20 protein-coding genes are annotated in these 21,227 nt (G+C 73.2%); 8 read left to right on the forward strand and 12 right to left on the reverse strand.

Going from position 1 to position 21,227, the window contains the following annotated elements; translation table 11 throughout:
• Window position 1: 1 nt before the first annotated feature.
• Window positions 2–1,804: a sensor histidine kinase gene (locus ACERUJ_RS12950; RefSeq protein WP_370249002.1), complete on the forward strand. Its 1,803-nt coding sequence runs from the start codon at window positions 2–4 to the stop codon at window positions 1,802–1,804.
• Window positions 1,805–1,906: 102 nt separating this feature from the next.
• On the opposite strand, the gene ACERUJ_RS12955 is transcribed toward ACERUJ_RS12950, so the two are convergent.
• The 5 genes from ACERUJ_RS12955 to ACERUJ_RS12975 all read right to left on the reverse strand — a co-directional run bounded on the left by ACERUJ_RS12955 (window position 1,907) and on the right by ACERUJ_RS12975 (window position 7,932).
• Window positions 1,907–2,389, reverse strand: a complete 483-nt coding sequence (locus ACERUJ_RS12955; RefSeq protein ID WP_370249003.1) for a (2Fe-2S)-binding protein — start codon at window positions 2,387–2,389, stop codon at window positions 1,907–1,909.
• Between the two features lie 16 nt (window positions 2,390–2,405).
• On the reverse strand, window positions 2,406–4,691 hold the full coding sequence (locus tag ACERUJ_RS12960) for a molybdopterin cofactor-binding domain-containing protein (protein ID WP_370249004.1): 2,286 nt from the start codon (window positions 4,689–4,691) through the stop codon (window positions 2,406–2,408).
• Window positions 4,692–4,891: 200 nt separating this feature from the next.
• The gene (locus ACERUJ_RS12965; protein ID WP_370249006.1) at window positions 4,892–6,124 is read right to left on the reverse strand and encodes a PucR family transcriptional regulator; all 1,233 of its coding nucleotides are present in this window, start codon (window positions 6,122–6,124) and stop codon (window positions 4,892–4,894) included.
• Window positions 6,125–6,131: 7 nt separating this feature from the next.
• A complete protein-coding gene (locus ACERUJ_RS12970; RefSeq protein WP_370249007.1) occupies window positions 6,132–7,538 on the reverse strand; it encodes a dipeptidase in 1,407 nt (468 codons plus the stop codon).
• Window positions 7,539–7,551: 13 nt separating this feature from the next.
• Window positions 7,552–7,932 carry a sterol carrier family protein gene (locus ACERUJ_RS12975; RefSeq protein ID WP_370249008.1) on the reverse strand — a complete coding sequence of 127 codons (381 nt, stop codon included), beginning with the start codon at window positions 7,930–7,932 and terminating at the stop codon, window positions 7,552–7,554.
• Window positions 7,933–7,998: 66 nt separating this feature from the next.
• Here ACERUJ_RS12975 and ACERUJ_RS12980 point away from each other — a divergent pair, with 66 nt between their 5' ends.
• From ACERUJ_RS12980 to ACERUJ_RS13000, 5 genes are all read left to right on the forward strand, one after another.
• On the forward strand, window positions 7,999–8,832 hold the full coding sequence (locus tag ACERUJ_RS12980) for an Fpg/Nei family DNA glycosylase (protein ID WP_370249010.1): 834 nt from the start codon (window positions 7,999–8,001) through the stop codon (window positions 8,830–8,832).
• Window positions 8,833–8,956: 124 nt separating this feature from the next.
• The gene (locus ACERUJ_RS12985) at window positions 8,957–9,418 is read left to right on the forward strand and encodes a hypothetical protein (RefSeq protein ID WP_370249011.1); all 462 of its coding nucleotides are present in this window, start codon (window positions 8,957–8,959) and stop codon (window positions 9,416–9,418) included.
• Window positions 9,419–9,433: 15 nt separating this feature from the next.
• Window positions 9,434–10,240 (forward strand): ATP-binding cassette domain-containing protein, encoded by an 807-nt coding sequence (locus tag ACERUJ_RS12990; RefSeq protein ID WP_370249012.1) that lies wholly within the window; start codon window positions 9,434–9,436, stop codon window positions 10,238–10,240.
• Window positions 10,237–11,499 (forward strand): hypothetical protein, encoded by a 1,263-nt coding sequence (locus ACERUJ_RS12995; protein WP_370249013.1) that lies wholly within the window; start codon window positions 10,237–10,239, stop codon window positions 11,497–11,499. The genes ACERUJ_RS12990 and ACERUJ_RS12995 overlap by 4 nt, the downstream gene beginning before the upstream one ends.
• 5 nt (window positions 11,500–11,504) lie before the next feature.
• Complete coding sequence (locus ACERUJ_RS13000; RefSeq protein ID WP_370249015.1) at window positions 11,505–12,092, forward strand: hypothetical protein; 588 nt, start codon at window positions 11,505–11,507, stop codon at window positions 12,090–12,092.
• Between the two features lie 45 nt (window positions 12,093–12,137).
• On the opposite strand, the gene ACERUJ_RS13005 is transcribed toward ACERUJ_RS13000, so the two are convergent.
• Window positions 12,138–12,977: an alpha/beta hydrolase family protein gene (locus tag ACERUJ_RS13005; protein ID WP_370249016.1), complete on the reverse strand. Its 840-nt coding sequence runs from the start codon at window positions 12,975–12,977 to the stop codon at window positions 12,138–12,140.
• A 53-nt stretch (window positions 12,978–13,030) separates the two neighbouring features.
• Entirely contained in the window at window positions 13,031–15,301 is a 2,271-nt protein-coding gene (gene purL, locus ACERUJ_RS13010; protein WP_370249017.1) for a phosphoribosylformylglycinamidine synthase subunit PurL, read from the reverse strand.
• 286 nt (window positions 15,302–15,587) lie between these two features.
• Between purL and ACERUJ_RS13015 the strand changes: the two genes are divergently transcribed.
• The gene (locus ACERUJ_RS13015; RefSeq protein WP_370249019.1) at window positions 15,588–16,997 is read left to right on the forward strand and encodes a glycoside hydrolase domain-containing protein; all 1,410 of its coding nucleotides are present in this window, start codon (window positions 15,588–15,590) and stop codon (window positions 16,995–16,997) included.
• A 274-nt stretch (window positions 16,998–17,271) separates the two neighbouring features.
• Here ACERUJ_RS13015 and ACERUJ_RS13020 read toward each other — a convergent pair whose 3' ends face one another.
• Genes ACERUJ_RS13020 through purS form a run of 3 tightly spaced genes read right to left on the reverse strand, consistent with a single transcriptional unit; the run spans window position 17,272 to window position 18,669 of the window.
• Complete coding sequence (locus ACERUJ_RS13020) at window positions 17,272–17,730, reverse strand: DUF3817 domain-containing protein (RefSeq protein ID WP_370249020.1); 459 nt, start codon at window positions 17,728–17,730, stop codon at window positions 17,272–17,274.
• Window positions 17,731–17,737: 7 nt separating this feature from the next.
• On the reverse strand, window positions 17,738–18,424 hold the full coding sequence (purQ, locus tag ACERUJ_RS13025) for a phosphoribosylformylglycinamidine synthase subunit PurQ (protein WP_370249021.1): 687 nt from the start codon (window positions 18,422–18,424) through the stop codon (window positions 17,738–17,740).
• Window positions 18,421–18,669, reverse strand: coding sequence for a phosphoribosylformylglycinamidine synthase subunit PurS (gene purS / locus ACERUJ_RS13030; protein WP_370249022.1), 249 nt, complete (start codon window positions 18,667–18,669; stop codon window positions 18,421–18,423). Before purS ends, purQ begins: the two co-directional genes overlap by 4 nt.
• Window positions 18,670–18,758: 89 nt before the next feature.
• Here purS and ACERUJ_RS13035 point away from each other — a divergent pair, with 89 nt between their 5' ends.
• Complete coding sequence (locus tag ACERUJ_RS13035) at window positions 18,759–19,274, forward strand: general stress protein (protein WP_370249023.1); 516 nt, start codon at window positions 18,759–18,761, stop codon at window positions 19,272–19,274.
• A gap of 67 nt (window positions 19,275–19,341) precedes the next feature.
• On the opposite strand, the gene ACERUJ_RS13040 is transcribed toward ACERUJ_RS13035, so the two are convergent.
• Entirely contained in the window at window positions 19,342–19,548 is a 207-nt protein-coding gene (locus ACERUJ_RS13040; RefSeq protein ID WP_370249024.1) for a hypothetical protein, read from the reverse strand.
• Window positions 19,545–21,122: a long-chain fatty acid--CoA ligase gene (locus tag ACERUJ_RS13045; protein ID WP_370249025.1), complete on the reverse strand. Its 1,578-nt coding sequence runs from the start codon at window positions 21,120–21,122 to the stop codon at window positions 19,545–19,547. The genes ACERUJ_RS13040 and ACERUJ_RS13045 overlap by 4 nt, the downstream gene beginning before the upstream one ends.
• Between the last annotated feature and the right edge of the window lie 105 nt (window positions 21,123–21,227).

Consider the following 21,227-nt stretch of genomic DNA (forward strand, 5'->3'; position numbering starts at 1 on the left):
CATGGCGCACGACGCCCTCGACACCCGGGGCCGGGTGGACCTGCGCATCTGGTCCGACGCCGCCTCGCGCGACGCCCTCGACCTGGTGGTCGCCTCGGCCCCCGACATGGTGGGCTTCGACGTCGCGACCATCAGCGTGCTGTGGGAGGACCAGCTCATCACCGTCGCGGTGCAGGGCCCGACCGACCTCACCCAGCGGATGCTGGGGGTGGGCGTCCCGCTGCCGGAGCTGCGCGAGGAGCTGGAGCCGGCGCTGCGGTGGGGCCGGTTCTCGTTCCTGCCGGCCGAACGCGCCCCGCAGCCCCCACTGGCCCACGACTGGATCCCCGACCTGCCGGCCACGAGCGACCCCGACCGGTGGCATCCGCACGACCTGCTGTGCGCCTGGCTCTACGACGAGGTCGGCGCGCTGATCGGCCTCGCCCAGCTCGACATGCCCCACGAACAGCGCAGGCCGGCCTCCATCCAGCGACTGCTGCTCCAGCGATGGGCGGTGCAGGCCGAGCGGGCGCTGCGCCAGGCGGTGCAGCGCGAGGAGCTGGCCGAGCGCATCCGACTCGCCGAGGCGGCGCGCCAGGTGGTGCGCATCGCCGTCGCCGAGGGCGACCTGGAGGCGGTGCTCACCGCGGGGCGCGACGCGGTGCTCACCGGCTTCCGCTCCGACCTGCTCGGCCTGCACCTCTACCCGCCCTCCGGGGTCGGCGTCCCGTTCGTCGCCACCGGCGACGAGACGCTCGCCGGGCGCCTGGAAGCCCACCTGATGCTCGACGGTCCCGAGTTCCTCGAGCAGATGCGGGCCCGGGCCGCGGAGGCGTGGCGCCGGCAGGAGACGGTGCTGCTCTCGGCGGACGTCCACGCCGACGCCGACCCCGTCGAGCGCGCGGCGGCCGAACGGCTGCGCGCCCTCGGCCTGCACGCCGCGGTCTTCGCCCCCATCGGGGCGGGCCAGGAGCACCTCGGCGACCTGCTGATCGCCCGTGCCGACACCTCGATGGTCTACACCCCCGACGAGCGCCGGATGGCCGCCGAGATCGCCCGCGACCTCGGCCAGGCCGTCGTCAACGCCCGCACGCTGGCCCGCGAGCAGGCCCACGTGCAGACGCTGCAGGCGCTCAGCACGGCGAAGTCACGCCTGCTCACCACGGTGAGCCACGAGCTGCGCAACCCGCTCGCCGCGATCCTGGGCCACGCCGAGGTGCTGGAGGACGCGCTGGCGCTCGGCCAGCCCGCCCCCGCCGAGATGGTGCAGGCCATCACCCGGGCGGCCCACCGGATGACGGCCCTGGTGGACGACCTGCTGGCCCTGGCCGCGGCGGAGGATCCCGGGGCCCCGCCCCCGACGGAGGTGCTCGACCTCGTCGACGTCGTCCGGCACCTGGGCGAGGACGCCGCGCGCACCGCCGAGCGCGCCGGACTCGACCTCGTCGTCGACCTGCCCCCGACGCCGGTCCCCGTGCGCGCCGATGCGCACGAGCTCGCCCGCGCGCTGATCAACCTGCTCGACAACGCCCTGAAGTACACGCCCGCCGACGGCCGGGTGGCGATGTGCGTGCAGCACGCACCGGGCGCCCCCGAGGTCGTCGTCGTGGTGGCCGACACCGGGATCGGCATCGCGCCCGAGGACCTCGACCAGCTGTTCACCGACTTCTTCCGCAGCTCCAACGCGCTCGCGCTGGAGCAGCCCGGCACGGGCCTGGGCCTGGCGATCACCCAGCGCATCGTCACCCGCCACGGCGGCCGGGTCACGGTGTCCTCGACCCTCGGCGAGGGCACCGAGTTCCGCGTCCACCTGCCGCTGGCCTGAGGCCGGCCGCCACCGCGGTCGACGACACCCGGCCACGACACCGGGGCCGGACCCGCGTGGTGCGGATCCGGCCCCGGTGGTGGTGCAGGTCGGGCGAGTGCCTCACTTCATGTTGCGGGCACCCTGCTCGATCGCCTCGCGGATGCGGTGGTAGGTGCCGCACCGGCAGATGTTGCGGATCTTGTCGAGGTCGCTCTCACGGATCTCACGACCCTCGCGGCGCACCTTCTTGACCAGCGCGACCGCGGCCATGATCTGGCCGGGCTGGCAGTAGCCGCACTGCGGGACGTCGCGGTCGATCCAGGCCTGCTGCATGGGGTGCAGCCCCGGGCCGGGGTCGGTGGCCGCGAGGCCCTCGATGGTCGTGACGCGGTCCTGGTCCTTCAGGTCGCCCACGCGCACCGCGCAGGGGTTGAAGGCCTTGCCGTTGATGTGCGAGGTGCACGCCTTGCACACGTTGATGCCGCACCCGTACTTGGGGCCGGTGACACCGAGGATGTCACGCAGCACCCAGAGCACGCGGACGTCGGGGTGGACGTCGACGGTGACGGACTTGCCGTTGAGGATGAAGGTCTGCTTGGGCATGTCGGTTTCTCCTGCCTCAGTACGTGGTCTTGAGGCCGTTGGTCGGCGAGGCGGGGATGGGCGGCTCGAAGGACTTCACGCGGAAGCCGATCTCTCCGTGGTTGGTCGGGAAGAAGGCCGGAACCTTGCCCTTCGCCCGGGTGAACGCGCAGGCCACGGCGGCGGCGGACACCGCGACGGCGGCCTCACCGGCACCACCGGGCTGGTCGATGCCGGAGTCGACGATGATGACGTCCATCTTCGGCGGCACGTTCCACTGGCGGGTGTAGAAGTAGTTGTCCCAGCTCGCCTCGAGGAACTTGCCGTCCTTGAGGTGGCAGCTGGCCGTGAGGGTCATGGCCATGCCGTCCATGAAGCCGCCCTCCATCTGCGCCCGCAGACCGGTGGGGTTGATGACCAGACCGGGGTCGACGGCGATGATCGCCTTGGTCACGCGCGGACCGGTGTAGGTCTCCTTGACCCCGAGGTCGCGGTTGACCGTCTGCGGCCGGCAGTCGATCTCGACCAGGCACGCGGTCGCACCCTTGTACTCCTTGTGCACCGCGATGCCCTGGGCCATGCCCTTGGGCATCTTGCGGCCCCAGTTGCCGGCCTTCGCCACGGCCTTGAGGACGGCCTTGGCGCGGTCGTCCTTGAGGTGGTTGAGACGGAACTGGTACGGGTCGACACCGAGCTTCTTGGCGATCAGGTCGATCGTGAGCTCGTTGGCGGTCGCGACGTCGGGCGAGTAGATGTTGCGCATCGACCCGGTGGCGTAGTTGGCGTTGACCTCGTTGAGGAGCTGGGTCACCGCGCCGAAGTTGTACGGCAGCTCCTGGGTGAGGGTGAAGATCGACTCCGAGAAGCCCAGGCCGCCCAGGCCGGTGGGCAGCTCGTCGGTCATCGAGGTCAGGATCTCGCCCAGGCCGTGGCTGAAGTCGGTGACGACGCTGGTGTGGCGCTGCTCGAAGCTCACGACCTGGTCGTTGACGATCACCGCGCGGCAGCGGGAGGTCGCCATCGGGTGGAGGCGGCCGTGGCGGGGCTCGTCGGCGCGGTGCCACATCAGCTTGACCGGGACGCCCATCTTCATCGAGATCTGCGCGGCCTCGAGGGCGTGGTCGCTGAACAGCTTGTGACCGAAGGAGCCACCGCCGTCGATGACGTTGACCTTGACGTTGTTCACCGGGATGCCGGTCATCAGCGAGATGTTCTCGGCGCACAGGATCGGGACCTTCAGGCCGGCCCAGATCTCGGCGCGGTCCGAACGCACGTCCGCGATGGCGGAGTAGGTCTCCAGCGCCGCGGTGCTGCGGAAGGCGAAGGCGAAGTCGGTGTCGATCACCGTGGCGCCGGGGATCTCCGGCACGACGAGCGGGAGCTCGGCGCGGCGCAGCTCGGCCAGGACGGTGGCGTCGGACTCGCCGTCGGCGGGGCCGGGGTTCCAGTCGACCTTCATGGCCCGCACGGCGTCGATGCACTGGCCGAAGGTCTTGGCCCGCACGGCCACGCCGGTGTCGACCATCTCGACGTGGGTCACACCGGGCATCTTGAGGATCTGGGCCTTGTTGCGCAGCCGCTTGGGCGTGCCCTTGTGCTGCGGCGCGCGGCAGACCATGGTCGGGAGCGCGCCCGGCACGTCGAGGTCGGTGGTGAACTTCTTCTGGCCCGTCACCGCGGCGCGGGCGTCGAGGCGGTTGGTCGGCTTGCCGATCACCTTGAAGGTGTTGCGCCCGCGCAGCACGACCTCGAGCTGCTCGACGACGTTGCTCGCGGCGAGCTCGGCCAGCTGGCCGTAGGTGGCGGTCTGGCCGCCGACCGGGTCGGTGATCACGCCGCCCTTGCTGATGAGGCGGTCGGCGTTGGCGTCGAACAGCGAGGCCGCGGCGGCGAGCAGGCGCTGGCGGGCCAGGGCTGCGGCGACGCGCACCGGGGTGTAGGTCGACACCGTGGTGTTGGAGCCGCCGGTGAGCTGGTTCAGGACGAGCTCGGGCCGCGCGGGGGCCATCGTCACCTTGATCTTGCTCATCGGGAGGTCGAGCTCCTCGGCGAGGATCATCGTGGTGGAGGTCAGGATGCCCTGGCCGACCTCGGTGCGCGGGAACTCGAAGGAGGCGGTGCCGTCCTTGTTGATCACCACGGTGATCAGCTGGGCCGTGGGGAGCGCCGCATCGGTCTGGAGGTCGCCGAGGTCGTAGAACTCGGGGATCTGCGGGGCGGAGGGCACCGCGGCCATGGCCTTGGGCGCACCCAGGCTCAGGTCGGCGGCCACGGTGAGCGTGCTGCCCGCGAGCACGAAGCCGAGGAAGGTACGGCGACGCACCTCAAAGGGTGAGTCGTCAACCACATCGTTGTGCATGGTGCTGCGTTCAGGGGTGCGAGACATCGACACTTCCTACCTACGAACTGGCACATCTGCCGGCGGGGCGACCCCATACCGCCCCGGGGAACCACACAGATCGCCTCTCAATTGTGACAGCGGTCACCGGCGGACGCCATTGTTCGGAGGTCCAACCTCTTGCGCTAGATGTTGTGCAGGCTGCCCAACCCGAGGCGGTAGGCGCGCAGGGCGAGATCGAGGTCGGTGAGCGACTCCGCGTCGGCCCCCGCACCCCCCTCCTGCGCGTCCCCGGAGGCCGGCGTGCGGCCCGTGAGCTGTTCCCACCGGCGCAGACGGTTGAGCACGGTGTTGCGATGGCAGTGCAGCCCCTGGGCCGCGCGCGAGGGCGATCCGGCGCACCGCACCCAGATCTCCAGGGTCTGCACGAGCACCGCCATCTCCGCGGGGTCGAGCACCACCAGCGGCCGTACCCAGCGGTCCACCAGCCGCGCCGCGACCTCGGGGGCCGAGAGCAGCAGCGCCTCGGGCAGCTGGGACGCGAAGTCACCCACCCCGACCCGCTCACCCTGCATGCGCAGCGCGACGGTGGCCTGCCGGAAGCCCTCGGCGACGCCGGCCAGCCCGTGCTGGACCCCCGAGACGCCCAGGGCGCAGGTGCTGCGCGCGGCCAGCTGCGCGAGCTGGCGCCGCACCCCGGACGGATCCGACTCGCGCAGCGCCACCAGCCCGACCACCCCGGTCGAGCGCCGGGTCCAGGCCGAGGCGTGGGGCGCCATCGCCTCCTCGGCCAGGGCCGGGTCCAGCGCGGTCGCGGCGACCACGACGAGGTCCACGCCGTCGGGGACGTCGAGCAGGGCGGCCACCTCCAGGGCGTAGCCCGGCTCGTGGGCACGGCCCGCGAGCAGGCCCTCCCACAGCTCGGCGCGCTGCTGCTCGTTCGCGCGGACGACGGCGCGCAGGTGCTGGTGGTAGGCCACCGCCACCTGGGCCGACGTCGCGTCGACGACCTCCCACAGGTGGCCGCCGATGTCGCGCAGCGTCTGGGCGTCCAGCACCTGCTCGCCCTCGCGCACGACGTCCTCCCAGATCAACCGCCCGCCCATGCGGAAGGAGCGCAGCACCTGGTCCAGCGGCAGGCCCTGCCGAGCGCGACGTTCCCCGGTGGCCCGGGCGGCGTCGAAGGCGGGATCGTCCTCGGCCCGCTCGGGCGCGCCGCCGGCGAGCTCGACCGTGAGCAGCTCGAGCAACCGGTCGAGGTTGTCGTGGCAGGAGATCCGCAGGTCGGCCTCGGGGATCACGGCCGAGGAGCGGTAGGCGGGGTTCTCGGAGAGGATCGTGTCGACCAGCCGCTCCGTGAGCGCGCCCAGCCGGTGGTCCCGGTACCGCTCCAGCCAGCCGAGCGCGGTCTCGCTCACCGCGTGCTCAGGCGCCGTCGGGCAGCCGCCCGAGCAGCCCGAGGAGGAGCGCCTCGGCCACCACGACCCGCTCGAACTCCGCCAGGTGCAGGCCCTCATTGGCACCGTGGGCGCGGGTGTCGGGGTCCTCGACCCCGGTGACCAGCACGCTGGCGGCGGGGAAGGCCTCGAGGAACTCGGCGATGAACGGGATCGATCCCCCCACGCCCATGTCGACCGGCGCGACGCCGTCCCAGGCCGCGGTGAACGCCGCCCGCGCGGCGTCGTAGGCGGGTCCGGTGGCGTCGATGACGGTGGGCTCGCCGGCGTCGACCAGGGTCACGGTCAGCTGCGCCCCCCACGGCACGTGCGCCTCGAGGTGCTCGCGCAGCCGTGCGAGGGCGTTCTCGGAGGTGTCGCCGGGCGCGACCCGCAGGCTCAGCTTCGCGCGCGCGACCGGGGTGAGGGTGTTGCTGGCGCCGTCCACGCGGGGGGCGTCGATACCGGTGATCGTGAGGGCGGGCTGAGTCCAGAGCCGCTCGACGGCGGGACCGCGCCCCACCCAGGAGACCCCCGGGGCGATGCCGGACTCCGCGCGCAACCGGTGCTCGGGGTACTCCACGTCCGCCGCCGGCCCGTGGTGCAGGCCGGTGATCGCGAGGGCGCCGTCGTCGTCGTGGAGGCTGGCGAGCAGCCGCGTGAGGGCCATGAGGGCGTCGGGGGCCAGGCCGCCCCACATGCCCGAGTGCACCGCGTGGGTCAGCGTGCGGACCTCGACGTCGACGCGCACCAGGCCGCGCAGGCTGGTGGTGAGGGCGGGCTCGCCGATGTCCCAGTTGCCGGAGTCGGCGATCACGATGACGTCGGAGCGCAGCGACTCGCGGTGGGCGGCCAGCAGGGCCGGGAGGGTCTCGGACCCGACCTCCTCCTCGCCCTCGATGAACACCGTGACGTGGACGGGCAGGTCCTCGCCCCAGGCGCGCAGGGCGCCGAGGTGCGCCACGATCCCGGCCTTGTCGTCGGCGGCGCCGCGCGCGAACAGGCGCGGTCCCTGCGGGGTGTCGCGCTCGGTGGGCTCGAAGGGCGGGCTGTCCCAGTCCGCGGGGTCGTTCTCGGGCTGCACGTCGTGGTGGGCGTAGAGCAGCACCGTCGGAGCGCCCGCAGGACCGGCCCGGTGACCGATCACCGCTGGGGCGCCGCCGTCGGCGGACACGATCTCGACGTCGTCGAACCCCTCGGCCCGGAACAGGGCGGCGACGGCCTCGGCGCTGCGCTGCACCTCCGCCGCGCGGGCGGGGTCGGCGCTGACCGACTCGATCCGGACCAGGTCCTCGAGGTCGCGGCGCAGGCCGGGCAGCAGCTCCGGGATGCGGCCGGCGACGCGGTCCCGCACCTCGGCGACGAGGGCGGCGTGCTCGGTGGGGGTGGCGCTCATGCGACCACCCTAATCACCCCGCCGCGGCCCCTTCACCCGGCGAGTGACCCGGGGCGGGACGGTCCAGCGGCAGCCAGGGCGCGAGGTCGGCCCGCTCGCCGCTCGCGCGCACCTCGCCCGCGTCGAGCGCGTCCTGCCAGGTGCGGCACCCGGTGGCCAGCGCCACCCACACCTCGGCCCCCATCTCGACGACCGCGGGCGGGGTGCCGCGGGTGTGGCGCACCCCCGGCACGCACTGCACCGCGGCGTACGGCGGCACCCGCACCTCCACCGAGGCCCCCGGCGTCCGCTCGGCCAGCACCGCGAGGTAGTGCTTCACCAACGCCCGCCGGTCGTCGGTGGTGCGGGCCCGGGCCAGGTCGGCAGGAGACAGCGGTCGGAGTCGGGCGGGCACGGCCCGAGGGTAGCCGCCGACCGCGGGGCACCCGGTCGGGCGAGCCCGGTACGGCACGATGGCGGGGTGCCGGAGGGTGACAGCGTCTACAAGCTCGCGCGCACCCTCGATCGCGAGCTGCGCGGGCGCACCGTGGAGCGCAGCGACTTCCGCGTGCCACGCCTGGCCACCCGCGACCTCGCCGGTCGCGAGGTGCTGGCACACGTCACCCACGGCAAGCACCTGCTGCAACGCTTCTCCGGGGGCCTCACGCTGCACAGCCACCTGCGGATGGACGGCGCGTGGCGCTTCACCGGCCCGGGCCGCCGGCTGCCACGGGGGTTCGACGACGACGTCCGCCTGGTCCTCCAGACCCCGGGGCGCACCGCGTGGGGGCTGCGGCTGCACGACCTCGACCTCGTGGCCACCGACGCCGAGCACACCCTGGTGAGCCACCTGGGTCCGGACCCGCTGCGCGACGACTGGGACCCGGCCGAGGCCGAGCACCGGTTGCGCGGGGCAGGCACCACCCCGTTCGTCTCCGCGCTGCTCGACCAACGCCTGATGGCCGGGCTCGGCAACGTCTGGGTGAACGAGCTGGCCTTCCTCACCGGGGTGTCCCCGTGGACGCCGATCGGCGAGGTCGACGTCACCCGGGTGGTCGCCCGCGCGGCCACGATGCTGCGCTTCTCCGCGCTGTCCCGCGACGCCCACCAGGTCACCACGGGGTCGACCCGGCCGGGCGAGGAGCACTGGGTGAACGGCCGGGCGGGCCGCCCGTGTCGTCGATGCGGCACGACGATCCGCCGTGCCGACGAGGTGCGCGGCGACGGCGCCAACCGCTTCACCTGGTGGTGCCCCCACTGCCAACCCGGCCCCGGACCCGAGGCGCGCACCGTGTGGGACCCGAACCGGTCCTGAGCACGGCGGCGTTCTCCACAGCGGATTCGATCCACCCTTGACGCGAATCCGGCGCGGTGGTTCGGTGCTCCCACCGTCTCACCTAGAGATGGTGGCTCGTCTCATCTCGGATCTCGGAGGACCCATGTCCATCGCACCTCGCCTGCTCGCCGCCACGGCCGCCTCGGCGGTCCTGTTCACCGCCTCCCCCGCCCTCGCGGCCTCGTGGGGCACCATCACCGCCTACGACGGCGGCGTGGCCCAGGGCCACGCCTACGGCAACTTCTACAACAACAACCGGACGGTCGCGCAGAGCACCTCCCACTTCATGGACGCCCGGCCCGGTGGCGACAAGGTCCGGGTCGAGACCGACTTCTGGTGGTTCGGCCCCGACGCCACGTGCGGCGACCACACCACTGCGTGCTGGTGGCACGACACCAGCAAGCAGAGCCAGGAGAGCAACACCGGGCAGTGGGAGTACCACACCGTGGCACGCGCGCTGCGTGCCGGCGACTCCAAGGCGCGGGGGGCCATCGACATCTGCGAGATCCAGTCGTGGTCCAACGACCCGTGCTCCAAGCACGCCGTGGTCTCGTTCGCCTACTGACCCACGCCTGCACCCATGACTCGCGACGACGTCCTGGTCGCCGACCACCTCGCGCACCGCTACGGCGGTCACGTGGTCTTCGACGACCTCTCGCTGTCGCTCGGGGCGGAGCGGGTGGGCCTGCTCGGCGTCAACGGCGCCGGCAAGTCCACCCTGCTCCGCATCCTGAGCACGAGCCTGGTGCCGGACCGTGGCACCGTCCGTCTCACCGACGGCGACGGCTCCCTGTCCGACCTGCGCCGCCGGATCGGCTTCATGCCCCAGGCCCTGCCCGTGCCCGGCACCGTCCGCGTGGGCGACTTCCTGGGCTACCTGGCCTGGCTGCGCGAGATCCCGCGCCGTCGCCGCGGGGCCGCGGTCGCCACGGCCCTGGCCCGTACCGACCTGACGGCCCAGCACGACGCCCGGGTCTCGGCGCTCTCGGGCGGGATGTTCCGTCGACTGCTGCTGGCCCAGGCGATCCTCGCCGAACCCCCGGTGCTGCTGCTCGACGAGCCCACGGCGGGCCTCGACCCCCAGCAGCGGCTGCAGCTGCGCCGGATCCTGGTCGAGCAGGCGTGGCTGCGCGCCGTCGTGGTCAGCAGCCACTCCTTCGAGGACCTGGCCCCGGTGGTCACCCGCACCGTCGTGCTGCACGACGGGCGGGTGGTCTTCGACGGTCCCATGAGCGAGCTCGCCGGCCGTGCCGAGGAGCACCGCCGCGAGGACGCGCCCGGGTCCGCAGCCGGGTCCGCCGCCGACGATCAGGCCCGTCCGGGTGGTCTCAGCGACCTCGAGGCGGGGTTCCTGAGCCTGCTACGCCCCCCGGGACCGCCGACATGAGCCGGCTCCTGCGCACCGACGTCGCCTGGGCCCTGCTCCCCCTGCTCGTCGCCTCCGCCCTGGTGCTCCAGAACGGCGGCTGGCCGTGGCGCGGCGACTGGAACTGGACGATCGACACCATCGCCGGCAGCACCGTGCTCACGGGGCCCCTGGTGGGCGGGCTCGCCGCGTGGATGGTCGTCCGGGCCGCAGCCCTGCGCCCGCTCACCGACACCACCCCGCGACGGGCCTGGGTGGTGGTGCGACAGGCGGGCCTCGCGGCCGGCCTCGGCCTGGTCGCCTACGCCCTCACCGCACTCGTCGCGGTCGCGATCACCCTGGCGGTGCCGCACGGCGGTGACGCGGGCTGGGCGGCGCTCGTGATCGGACCCCTCGTGCTCGCCGCCTGCGCGATGACCGGCGCCGCGCTCGCCCTTCACCTGCCGCACCCGCTCACCGCTCTGGCGGTCCCGGTGGGCCTGTTCCTACTCGGCGACCTCGCCCCGCGCCCGGGCCCCGAGCTGCTGCGGCACGGCCCGGTGACCGGGTCGCTCGCCGGCTTGCGGTTCGACCTCGCGGTGATCGCCTGGCACTCCCTCGCCCTCGCCGGTCTCACGGCGCTGCTGACCCTCGCCGCACTCCCCTCGCGCGACACGAGTCCCCTGCCGCGCGCCCGTGCGGCGCTCCTGGTCGCCGGGCTCCTCACAGGAGGCACGGGCACGATCCTCACGATGAGCAGTCCACCGGAGCGCTTCGTGATCACCGCCGAACGGCCCGACGTGTGCGCGGGCACGCCGGTGCAGGTCTGCCTGCCGGCGGCTCAGCAGCGCCAGCTGGACCGGATCCTGCCGGGGGTCCAGCAGGTCGCCGCGCGCCTGACCGCGGCGGGCGCGGCCCTGCCGGACCGGTTCGAGGCGGCCCTGCCGGGCTACCGGCCGCCGCCGGAGGTCGGCCTCCTGGCCCGAGGGATCAGCGACGACCTGCCCACCGACCCGAGCGCCCTGGCGGCACTGCTCATGCGCCCCAGTCCCTGCCCCGACTACTTCGACCCCACCGCCAGGCCCGGCGACGAGTACGCCTTCGCCACCGAGCTCCTCATCGCGGTCGCCGTGGCGACGGAGCCGGACGCCGTGATCACCGGCCCCGAGCGGGCGTGGCTGCAGCAGACCGACCCCGCGGAACGTCGGTCCTGGGTGGCCCGCACCTACTCCGCGCTGCGGGCGTGCGACCTCGAGGCGGTCCGGCTCCCCGACTCGTTGCGCGCAGGTCTGCCCGAGTGACCCGCGTGACCCGCCTCAGGACCAGCGGGATCCGGGGCTGGGTGGCCGCGCACGACGGCGTCCCGGTGCTGATCGCGATCGCCGCGGTCAGCATCGGGACCGTCCTCTACGCGGGCCGGACGGTGCGGGGGCTGGACGAGCAGCGGATCCCGCTGTGGTTCCTCGCTCCCGCCCTCCTGGCGATGGTCACCGCCCTCGCGACCGGCGATCGACTCCCCACCCTGGCCCCGCGGCGGACCCGACCGATGCTGGCGCGCGCCTGGTGGGCGGCCGCGATGAGCACGGCCGCGTGCGGCGGCGCGCTGGCGATCGGCGTGAGCGCCGACCAGCCCGGCCTGGTCGTGGTCACCGCGCCCCTCGTCGGGCTCACCTGGATGCTCGCGGTCGTCGTCGGGCGGGCCAGCGTCCTGCTCGGGGCGGGAGCGTGCGTCCTCGTGCTGGTCCGCACCCGCGACCTCGCCGACCTCACCCCCCGCGAGGTGCTGGCCGACCTGGGGGCGTGGGGGGTCGTGATCGGGCTCGGCCTGGGGGTCGCCGGGGTGGTGGTCCACGGCCTGGCGCCCCGGCCGGGCGATCGCGACCGACTGCTGTGAGCAGCGCGACCAGCGGGTGGATCAGCGGGTGGCCCGGCAGAAGGCTCAGAGGGCGGCGGTGATCTCCAGGGTCCGGGCCCAGGCCGCGGAGTCGGGGTCGATCACGGCGAAGTGGTCGCCCGGCACTCGCACCACCTCGGCCACCGCGCCGGCGGCGGTCGCGGCCACCACGTAGGACTCGGACTGGCTGATCGGCACGATCGTGTCGTCCTCGCCGTGCACGCACCACACCGGAGCGGCCAGGGGCACCTGCCGCACCGGATCGACGGCGGCGTCGGCGGGGTCGCTCGGGTCCGGGACGTGTCCGAGGAACCCCTCCACGGCCCCGCCACCCAGGCGCTCGCGGGACGCGGCGACGAGGTCGAGCACGCCGGCCTGGCTGATGACGTGGGTGAGCACACCGCCCGCTGCGGCCCAGGTGACCAGGTGCCCACCGGCGGAGTGACCGATCCCGACCACGGGCGCCTCGGCCGGCGCACCGGTGTCGAGATCGGGCACGAGCGCGAGCGCGGCGGTGACGTCGTCGAGCGTGGTCGGCACTCCGCCACCGTCGCCGACCCGGCGGTACTCGATCGCCCAGACCGCCCAGCCCTGCTCCACCAGGCTCGGCACGAGCGGGCGGGCGTACTCGATGCCGTACTGCGCCAGCCAGAACCCGCCGTGCACGACCACCGCGACCCCGCGGGGCGTGCCGGCGGGCAGGGTGAGCTCACCGAACTGCGAGGCGTCCTCGCCGTAGGTGATCGTGCGGGGGCCGTCGGCGTCAGCGGGCAGGGCCGGCACCTCCTCGGGCCCCTGACCGCAGGCCGCCAGCAGGGCGCCGAGGCCCGGGACGCCGAGCAGTCCCGCGAGGCCCAGCAGACGACGGCGGGACAGGGCGGGCATGCAGGTCGTTCGGGGCCGCGGGGCGCACCGGATGGCCTCGGCCGGGACCGTGCTCAGGCCATCGCGGCGGGCAGCGTGGCCATCCACGTCGAGCGCAGCTCGAGCAGGTTGAGCGAGAACAGGTCGCCCACCACGACGTCGTCGCCGCCGGTGACGCCCAGGCTCGCGGCCGCGATGCCGTGCCGGGCCGCGAGCGCGGTCGCGCGGGGCAGGTCGGCCTCGGCGACGCTGACCAGCACCCGGCCGGTCGACTCGGCGAACAGCGCGACGAACGGGTCGGCGTGCACCGCGGCGAGGTCGACCCGGGCCCCGACCATGTGGCGCAGCGAGGTCTCGACCAGCGCCTGGGCCAGCCCGCCGTCGGAGAGGTCGTGGGCGCTGGAGAACAGGCCCACCCCCTCGTGCAGCAGCCGGGCCAGCGCGCGCTCGTGCTCGAGGTCGAGCACCGGCGGCAGACCCCCGAGGTGACCGTGCACGACGTGCGCCCACTCCGACCCGCCGAGCTCCTCGCGGGTCTCCCCGAGCAGCAGCAGGCGGTGGCCGGCGGCGTCCCAGGCCGAGGGGGTGCGGCGGGTGACGTCGTCGACGACGCCGAGCACCGCCACCACCGGCGTCGGCAGGATCGCGGTCTCACCGGTCTGGTTGTAGAGGCTGACGTTGCCGCCGGTGACCGGGATGCCGAGGGTGGCGCAGGCGTCCTTGAGGCCGCGGCAGGCCTCGGCGAACTGCCACATCACGCCGGGGTCCTCCGGCGAGCCGAAGTTCAGGCAGTCGGAGATGGCCAGCGGCACCGCGCCGCCGGTGGCGACGTTGCGGTAGCTCTCGGCCAGCGCGAGCTGCGCGCCGCGGTAGGGGTCGAGCTTGGCGTAGCGGCCGTTGCAGTCGGTGGACACCGCGACCCCGAGGTTGGTCTCCTCGTCGATCCGGATCATCCCGGAGTCGGAGGGCTGGGAGAGCACCGTGTTGCCGCGCACGTAGCGGTCGTACTGGTCGGTGATCCAGGACTTGTCGCACAGGTTGGGGCTGGCCGCGAGCCGCAGCAGCGTGGCGCGCAGCTCCTCCCCGCCCGCGGGCCGGGGCAGTGCCTCGGCGACGTCGGCCTGCAGGGCGTCCTGCCAGTCGGGACGCGCGAAGGGCCGCTCGTAGGTGGGGCCGTCGTGGGCCACCGAGCGCGGCGGCACGTCCACGACCTGCTCACCGTGCCAGTCGATCTGCAGCCGGCCGGTGTCGGTGACCTCGCCGATCACGACCGCCTCGACGTCCCACTTCGCGCAGATGCCGAGGAAGCGGGCGACGTCGTCGGGCTCGACGACCGCCATCATCCGCTCCTGGCTCTCGCTCATGAGGATCTCCTCGGGCGAGAGGGTGGAGTCGCGCAGCGGCACCCGGTCCAGGTGCACGTGCATGCCGCCGTCACCGGCGCTGGCGAGCTCGGAGGTGGCGCAGGACAGGCCGGCGCCGCCGAGGTCCTGGATGCCGGCCACCACACCGGCGGCGAACAGCTCGAGGGTGCACTCGATGAGCAGCTTCTCCATGCACGGGTCGCCCACCTGCACCGCGGGCCGCTTGGCCGGACCATCGGCGTCGAAGGTCTCCGAGGCCAGCACCGAGACCCCGCCGATGCCGTCACCGCCGGTGCGCGCGCCGTAGAGGATCACCTGGTTGCCGGCGCCGCTGGCCTTGGCCAGGTGCAGGTCCTCGTGCCGCAGCACCCCGACGCACAGGGCGTTGACCAGCGGGTTGCCGAGGTAGGTGGAGTCGAAGACGGCCTCGCCGCCGATGTTGGGCAGGCCCAGGCAGTTGCCGTAGCCGCCGACGCCGGCCACGATCCCGGGCAGCACGCGCCGGGTGTCGGGGGCGTCGAGCGGGCCGAAGCGCAGCGGGTCCATCACGGCCACGGGCCGCGCACCCATCGCCAGGATGTCGCGCACGATGCCGCCGATGCCGGTGGCCGCGCCCTGGTAGGGCTCGACGTAGCTGGGGTGGTTGTGCGACTCGACCTTGAAGGTGACGGCGTAGCCCTGGCCGATGTCGATGACGCCGGCGTTCTCGCCGATGCCCGCGAGCATCTTGCCGACCGGCGTCTCCTGGCTCAGCTCACCGAACTGGCGCAGGTGCACCTTGGAGGACTTGTAGGAGCAGTGCTCGCTCCACATCACCGAGTACATGGCGAGCTCGGCCGAGGTGGGACGGCGCCCGAGGATCTCGCGGATCCGGGCGTACTCGTCCTCCTTCAGGCCGAGGTCGGCCCAGGGCTGCACGCGGTCGGGATCCTGCGCGGCACGGGAGACGGTGTCGAGGGCGGAGACGCGGGGCTCGGGCACGGCGTCAATCTACCGGCGCCCGGCATCGGGCCCCGACGCACCCGCCGCCCCTGGGCACCCGGCGCACCGGGGCGCCGGGTCACCGGGGGAGGCCGTCGCACCAAGCATCCGGCAGGCCGACGCGCCGATTCGGCCTGCCGGATGCTTGGTACGACGTCGAACGCGGGGAGACCCCTGCTGACCTGCACGAATTACACGGACGTAGTTCCGCCGACAGCTGTGACGGGTGTGACGGATGGGGTTATCGTCCTTCGGAGCCGTCCCCTACTTCCCCTGGAGACCCGGCATGCGCCCCGTTCGTCCTGCCCTGCCCCGTGCCCGCACCCTGCTGCGCTCGGGGGCGGTGGCCCTGCTCACCGGCACCCTGCTGGCCACGGCGGCTCCCGGCGTCCCCGCCTCGGCGCCGGGCGCCGCCGCGGTCGCACAGCGCCGCGACGCCCCGAACCCGGTGACGCCGGGCGACTTCACCGGTTTCGGCTTCGACCAGTGCCTGGCCCCGACGCAGGCGGCGATGGACACCTGGCTGGAGACCTCGCCGTTCCTGGCGGTCGGCATCTACATCTCCGGCGACTCCCGCGCCTGCCGGAACCAGCCGAACCTGACCCCCACCTGGATCCGCACCCAGCTGGCGAAGGGCTGGCGCCTGCTGCCCATCACCCTCGGCCCGCAGGCCTCCTGCCAGCCGCGGTTCCCGCGGTACAAGGACGACTTCAAGATCGACCCCAGCCCGGGTGCGGGCAAGTACGGCAAGGCCCGCGCCATGGGCGTCGACTCCGCCACCACGACGGTCGCCGACGCCACCGCGCTCGGACTCACGCCCGGCAGCACGCTCTGGTACGACCTCGAGGGCTTCGACCTCGGCAACACGCGGTGCCGCGAGTCGGCGCTGGCGTTCGTGAGCGCCTGGTCGGCGAAGGTCACCGAGCTCGGCTTCGTGCCCGGTCTGTACTCCAGCGCGTCCAGCGGCATCAAGATGGTCGACGACGCCCGCGTGAACCGTCCCGGCGAGTTCACCCTGCCCACCCGCATCTGGCTGGCCCGCTGGGACGGCGTCGCCAACACCTCCTCCTCCTACATCCGCGAGGACGGGTGGCGCCCGGGGCACCGCGTGAAGCAGTACCGCGGCGGCCACAACGAGACCCACGGCGGGGTCACGATCAACATCGACTCCAACTACCTCGACCTCGGCGCCGGCTCCCGCGCCCCCGCCGAGACGCACTGCGGCGGGGTCACGATCTCCTTCCGCGCCTACGAGCCGCTGCACCCGCCGAAGGGCGACGACGTCTCCCCGCCCAGCCAGGTCAAGGCGCTGCAGTGCCTGCTGCAGGAGCGCGGGGTCTACCCCGGTGCCCTCGACGGTCGCTACCACCGCGGCGTCCAGCGCGCCGTGGCCGCCTGGCAGACCAAGCGCGGCATGACCCCGTCGGGCCGCTGGTACCGCCGCGAGTGGATGTCGGTGCTCAGCTACGGCCAGAAGCCGGTGCTCAAGGTCGGCTCCGCCGGGTTCTACGTGCGTCGCGCCCAGCGGGCCCTCAACGCCGCCGACCTCGGCGTCAGCCTGAAGAACACCGGCGTCTACGACGCCGCGATGGCCGACGTCGTCAGCACCTACCAGAAGCGCGTGGGCCTCTCCCCCAACGGCGTCCTGGGCACCGCCACCTGGGGGCGGCTCATGGCGGGCGTCCGCTCCGCCTGACCGCTGACCCCGAGGCCGACCCCCGGCCCGCCGCGTCTCGTGACGGCGCCGGGGCGCCTCCTCGACGAACGTAGTCGGTCGCGGTCGTCGAGGAGCGAGCGCCAGCGAGCGTCACGGGACGCGCGCACCCGAAAGACCACCGCCACCCACCGCCACCCCTCGGCCCGCCGCGTCTCGCGACGGCGCCGGGGCGCCTCCTCGACGAACGTCAGCACCCACGGTCAGCATCACGAGGCGCCCGGACCCGAGAGACCCTCCCCGATCCCGCCGGGGCTCACTTCCCGACGGGCGGCCCGACGGCGAGGGCGACGGCGGTGAGCACGGCGACGGCGACGACGCCGATCGCCGCGCCCCGACCGGGGTGGGCGAGCAGGGTGGCGACCACCCGCTCGTGCGGGGCCCGGGCGGCCTGGGGGGAGCCGGGCGGGCGCAGCCGCCAGGGGCCGAAGCCGCCGGTGCGCTCGACGGCGCGGTCGAAGGGGACGGTGACGAAGGGCGGGATCGAGGCGAGCAGGCCGCGCACGATCCGGCCGGTGGTCCAGCCCTGGTCGGTGCCGACCACGAGCGTGACCAGCACGTAGGTCAGGAACACGACGCCGTGGGCCATGCCGAACACCGTGACCCCGAGCTCGGTCGTCTCGGTGACGTACTTGAGGAACATGCCGATGAGCAGCAGCGCCCAGGTGACGGCCTCGGCGGTGGCGACGCGCCGGAAGAGGTCCTGCGGGGTCACCGCGACCTCAGCCGAGGGTGGCGGCGGCCAGTGCGGCCCAGCCCGCCACGGAGTCGAAGAACCCGCGGCCGTCGGTGCCGGACCCGGTGAGGTCCTCCACGGCGTGCTCGGGGTGGGGCATCAGGCCGACGACGTTGCCGGCCTCGTTGGTGATGCCGGCGATCCCGCGCAGCGACCCGTTGGGGTTGGTGCCGAGGTAGCGGGCCACGACCCGGCCCTCCCCCTCGAGCCGGTCGAGGGTCTCGGTGTCGGCGACGAACCCACCCTCGCCGTTCTTGAGCACGATGGTGATCTCCGCGCCCTGAGCGTAGGCGTTGGTCCACGCGGTGCGGTTGTTCTCGATGACCAGGGGCTGGTCGCGGCACACGAACTTCTGGTGGTCGTTGCGCACCAGGGCCCCGGGCAGCAGGTGCGACTCGCACAGGATCTGGAAGCCGTTGCAGATGCCGAGCACCGGCATCCCCCGCCCGGCCGCCGCGATCACCTCGGTCATGACCGGCGCGAACCGGGAGATCGCTCCGCAGCGCAGGTAGTCGCCGTAGGAGAACCCGCCGGGCAGGATCACGGCGTCGACGCCGCGCAGGTCGGCGTCGGCGTGCCACAGCGCCACGGCCTCGTGGCCGGCGATGCGGACGGCGCGCTGGGCGTCGACGTCGTCGAGGGTGCCGGGGAAGGTGACGACCCCGACCTTCACGACTCCTCCACCCGCACCGCGTAGTTCTCGATCACGGGGTTGGACAGCAGGGTCTCGGCCATCCGGTGGACGTCGGCGAGCACCTCCTCGGTGACCTCACCGGCCACCTCGAGCTCGAACCGCTTCCCCTGGCGGACGTCGGTGACGCCGCTGAACCCCAGGCGGGGCAGCGCGCCGAGCACCGCCTTGCCCTGGGGGTCGAGGATCTCGGGCTTGGGCATCACGTCGACGACGACCTTGGGCACGTCGCCCATCGTAGTGGCCCACCGGGGGTGCTCCGCCCCCACCGCCCGCTGGGCAGGACCGGTGACCAGCGGCGCGGCAGACTGGAGGCATGAGCGGCCCCTTCGCACCCCGCACCCCGACCGGCCGGATCGGCTCGCCGCTGCGCCTGGAGTTCCCCCAGTCACTGGCGGTCTACGACGACTACGCCGACGCCCAGCGCACCGTCGACTTCCTCTCCGACGAGAAGTTCCCGGTGGAGAACTGCCTCATCGTGGGCACCGACCTCAAGCGCATCGAGCGGATCACCGGCCGTCTCACCACCGGCCGGGTCGCGGTGGGCGGCCTCGCGACCGGCGCCTGGTTCGGCCTGTTCATCGGCGTGATCCTGTCGCTGTTCAGCGACGAGGGCGGCGCCACGATCTTCTCCACCATGCTCTTCGGCGCCCTGTTCGGCGTGATCTGGGCACTCTTCGGCTACGCCCTCACCCGGGGTCGGCGCGACTTCCAGTCCGTCACCCAGGTGGTCGCGACCCGCTACGAGGTGCTGGTCGAGCACAAGGTGGCCGCCCAGGCCCGCGAGCTGCTCACCCGACTGCCCGGCGCCCTGCCCGACCCGTTCGCCTGAGGTGCACAGACCTCCGGCCGGCCCCGCGCGAGGCGGGACCGGCCGGAGGATGGAGCGGGGCGCGGGCTCAGCGACGGCCGTCGCCGTTGCGCCCGTTCTGGACGAGGACGATGCCCAGCGCGAGGCCCAGCCCGGCGACGATCGGCCCGAGGATCGCCCACAGCGACTCCCCGGTCATGAAGCTGCCCCCGAGGTAGCCCAGACCCTGGAAGGTCCAGATCGCCCCGACGGCGACCATGAGGATCGCCAGCGTGAGCCCGCCGCTGAGCTTCACGACAGTTCGCGCTTGAGGATCTTGCCGGTGGCGGTCATCGGGAGACCCTCGACGAACTGCACGATGCGGGGGTACTTGTAGGCCGCCATCTGCTCCTTGCACCAGGCGACCATCTCCTCCTCGGTCACCTGCGCGTCCTTCTCGAGGATGAGCACGGCCTTGACCTCCTCGCCGTGGCTCTCGTGCGGCACGCCGATGACGGCGGCCAGCGAGACGGCGGGGTGCGTCATCAGCACCTCCTCGATCTCGCGCGGGTACACGTTGAACCCGCCGCGGATGATCATGTCCTTGGAGCGGTCGACGATGTAGTACCAGCCGTCGGCGTCGCGCTTGCCGAGGTCGCCGGAGCGGAACCAGCCGTCCTGGATGGCCTCCTCGGTGGCCTCGGGCCGGCCGTAGTAGCCCTTCATGATGTTGTGGCCCTTGATCGCGATCTCGCCCACGACGTCGTCGGCGGTCTCGGGGGTCCACTCGACCTCGTCCCACGACTCGGGCTTGATCAGCTTCATCTCCACCCCGGGGATGGGCTTGCCGATCGAGCCGACCCGCACCTCCTCGCCGAGCCGGCTGAAGGAGGCCACCGGGCTGGTCTCGGAGAGGCCGTAGCCCTCCAGGATCGTGACGCCGAACTTGCGCTGGAAGTCCTTGTGCACCTCGACCGGGAGCGCGGAGCCGCCGGCGACCGCGACCCGCAGGTGGGAGGCGAGCGAGGCGACGTCGACGTCGGAGTCGGCCAGGGCGCCGAGCAGCCCCCAGTACATGGTGGGCACGCCGGCGAAGAAGGTGACCTTCTCCTTCGCCATCAGGCTCAGCGCGGGCGCGGCCTCGAAGCGGGGCAGCATCACGACGGTGCCCCCGAAGGCGAAGCCGCCGTTCTGGATGACCGTCTGGCCGAAGGAGTGGAACAGCGGCAGCACGCACAGCAGGGTGTCGGGGTTGTCGACGTCGGCGCCGAACAGGTCCGAGCCCGCGAGGGCGTTGTCGCGCATGTTGCGGTGGCGCAGCTCGGCACCCTTGGGGCGACCGGTGGTGCCGGAGGTGTAGAGGATGACGGCGGTGTCGTCCTCGTCGGTGACGACGGTCTCGAAGGTCGGCGCCTTGCCGGCCAGCGCGGCCCCGAAGGTCTCCGCGCCCTCGATCGGGGAGGCGGCGGCGGGGTCGGCGGTGATGACGAAGAAGTGCTCGCAACCCTCGGCCTCGTTGAACCCGGCCCAGCCCTCGGCGCCGATCGGCAGCTCGGGGGTGCCCTGGAAGCAGAAGTAGGCCTTCGCGTCGGAGTCCTGGAGGTGGTAGGCCACCTCGCGGCCCTTCAGGAGCACGTTGAGCGGCACCACGGAGGCGCCGGCCTTGAGGATGCCGTAGTAGATCAGGGTGAAGAACGGCAGGTTCGGGCAGCTGATCGCCACCTTGTCCCCACGCACGATGCCGCGCTCGGCCAGCAGGTTGGCCACCTGGTTGGCGACGGCGTTCACCTGGGTGTAGGTGAGCCGGGTGTCGCCGAAGATGATCGCGGTGCGGTCGCCGTGGGCGGCGGTCGTGTCCTCGAGGAGCGAGGCGAGGTTGTAGTCGGTCACGTCCGCCAACCTACTGAGGGGTTCGTGACGCCCACCACGTCCTTTGCGACGAAGCGAAGCGGTCCGGTTTGTGCCGCGGCACAGATCGGGGCGGGGGCGTGACCC

Origin of the sequence: Nocardioides sp. (assembly GCF_964228225.1) — a bacterium.
Lineage (GTDB): Bacteria > Actinomycetota > Actinomycetes > Propionibacteriales > Nocardioidaceae > Nocardioides.

Bases quoted from the DNA above. Each gene is read 5' to 3' on its own strand.
- ACERUJ_RS12970 (WP_370249007.1), bottom strand. From the start codon at position 7,538: ATGAGCGCCACCCCCACCGAGCACGCCGCCCTCGTCGCCGAGGTGCGG.
- ACERUJ_RS13015 (WP_370249019.1), top strand. From the start codon at position 15,588: ATGCGCCCCGTTCGTCCTGCCCTGCCCCGTGCCCGCACCCTGCTGCGC.
- ACERUJ_RS12955 (WP_370249003.1), bottom strand. From the start codon at position 2,389: ATGCCCAAGCAGACCTTCATCCTCAACGGCAAGTCCGTCACCGTCGAC.
- ACERUJ_RS13005 (WP_370249016.1), bottom strand. From the start codon at position 12,977: ATGCCCGCCCTGTCCCGCCGTCGTCTGCTGGGCCTCGCGGGACTGCTC.
- ACERUJ_RS12995 (WP_370249013.1), top strand. From the start codon at position 10,237: ATGAGCCGGCTCCTGCGCACCGACGTCGCCTGGGCCCTGCTCCCCCTG.
- ACERUJ_RS12950 (WP_370249002.1), top strand. From the start codon at position 2: ATGGCGCACGACGCCCTCGACACCCGGGGCCGGGTGGACCTGCGCATC.
- ACERUJ_RS12985 (WP_370249011.1), top strand. From the start codon at position 8,957: ATGTCCATCGCACCTCGCCTGCTCGCCGCCACGGCCGCCTCGGCGGTC.
- ACERUJ_RS13035 (WP_370249023.1), top strand. From the start codon at position 18,759: ATGAGCGGCCCCTTCGCACCCCGCACCCCGACCGGCCGGATCGGCTCG.
- ACERUJ_RS12990 (WP_370249012.1), top strand. From the start codon at position 9,434: ATGACTCGCGACGACGTCCTGGTCGCCGACCACCTCGCGCACCGCTAC.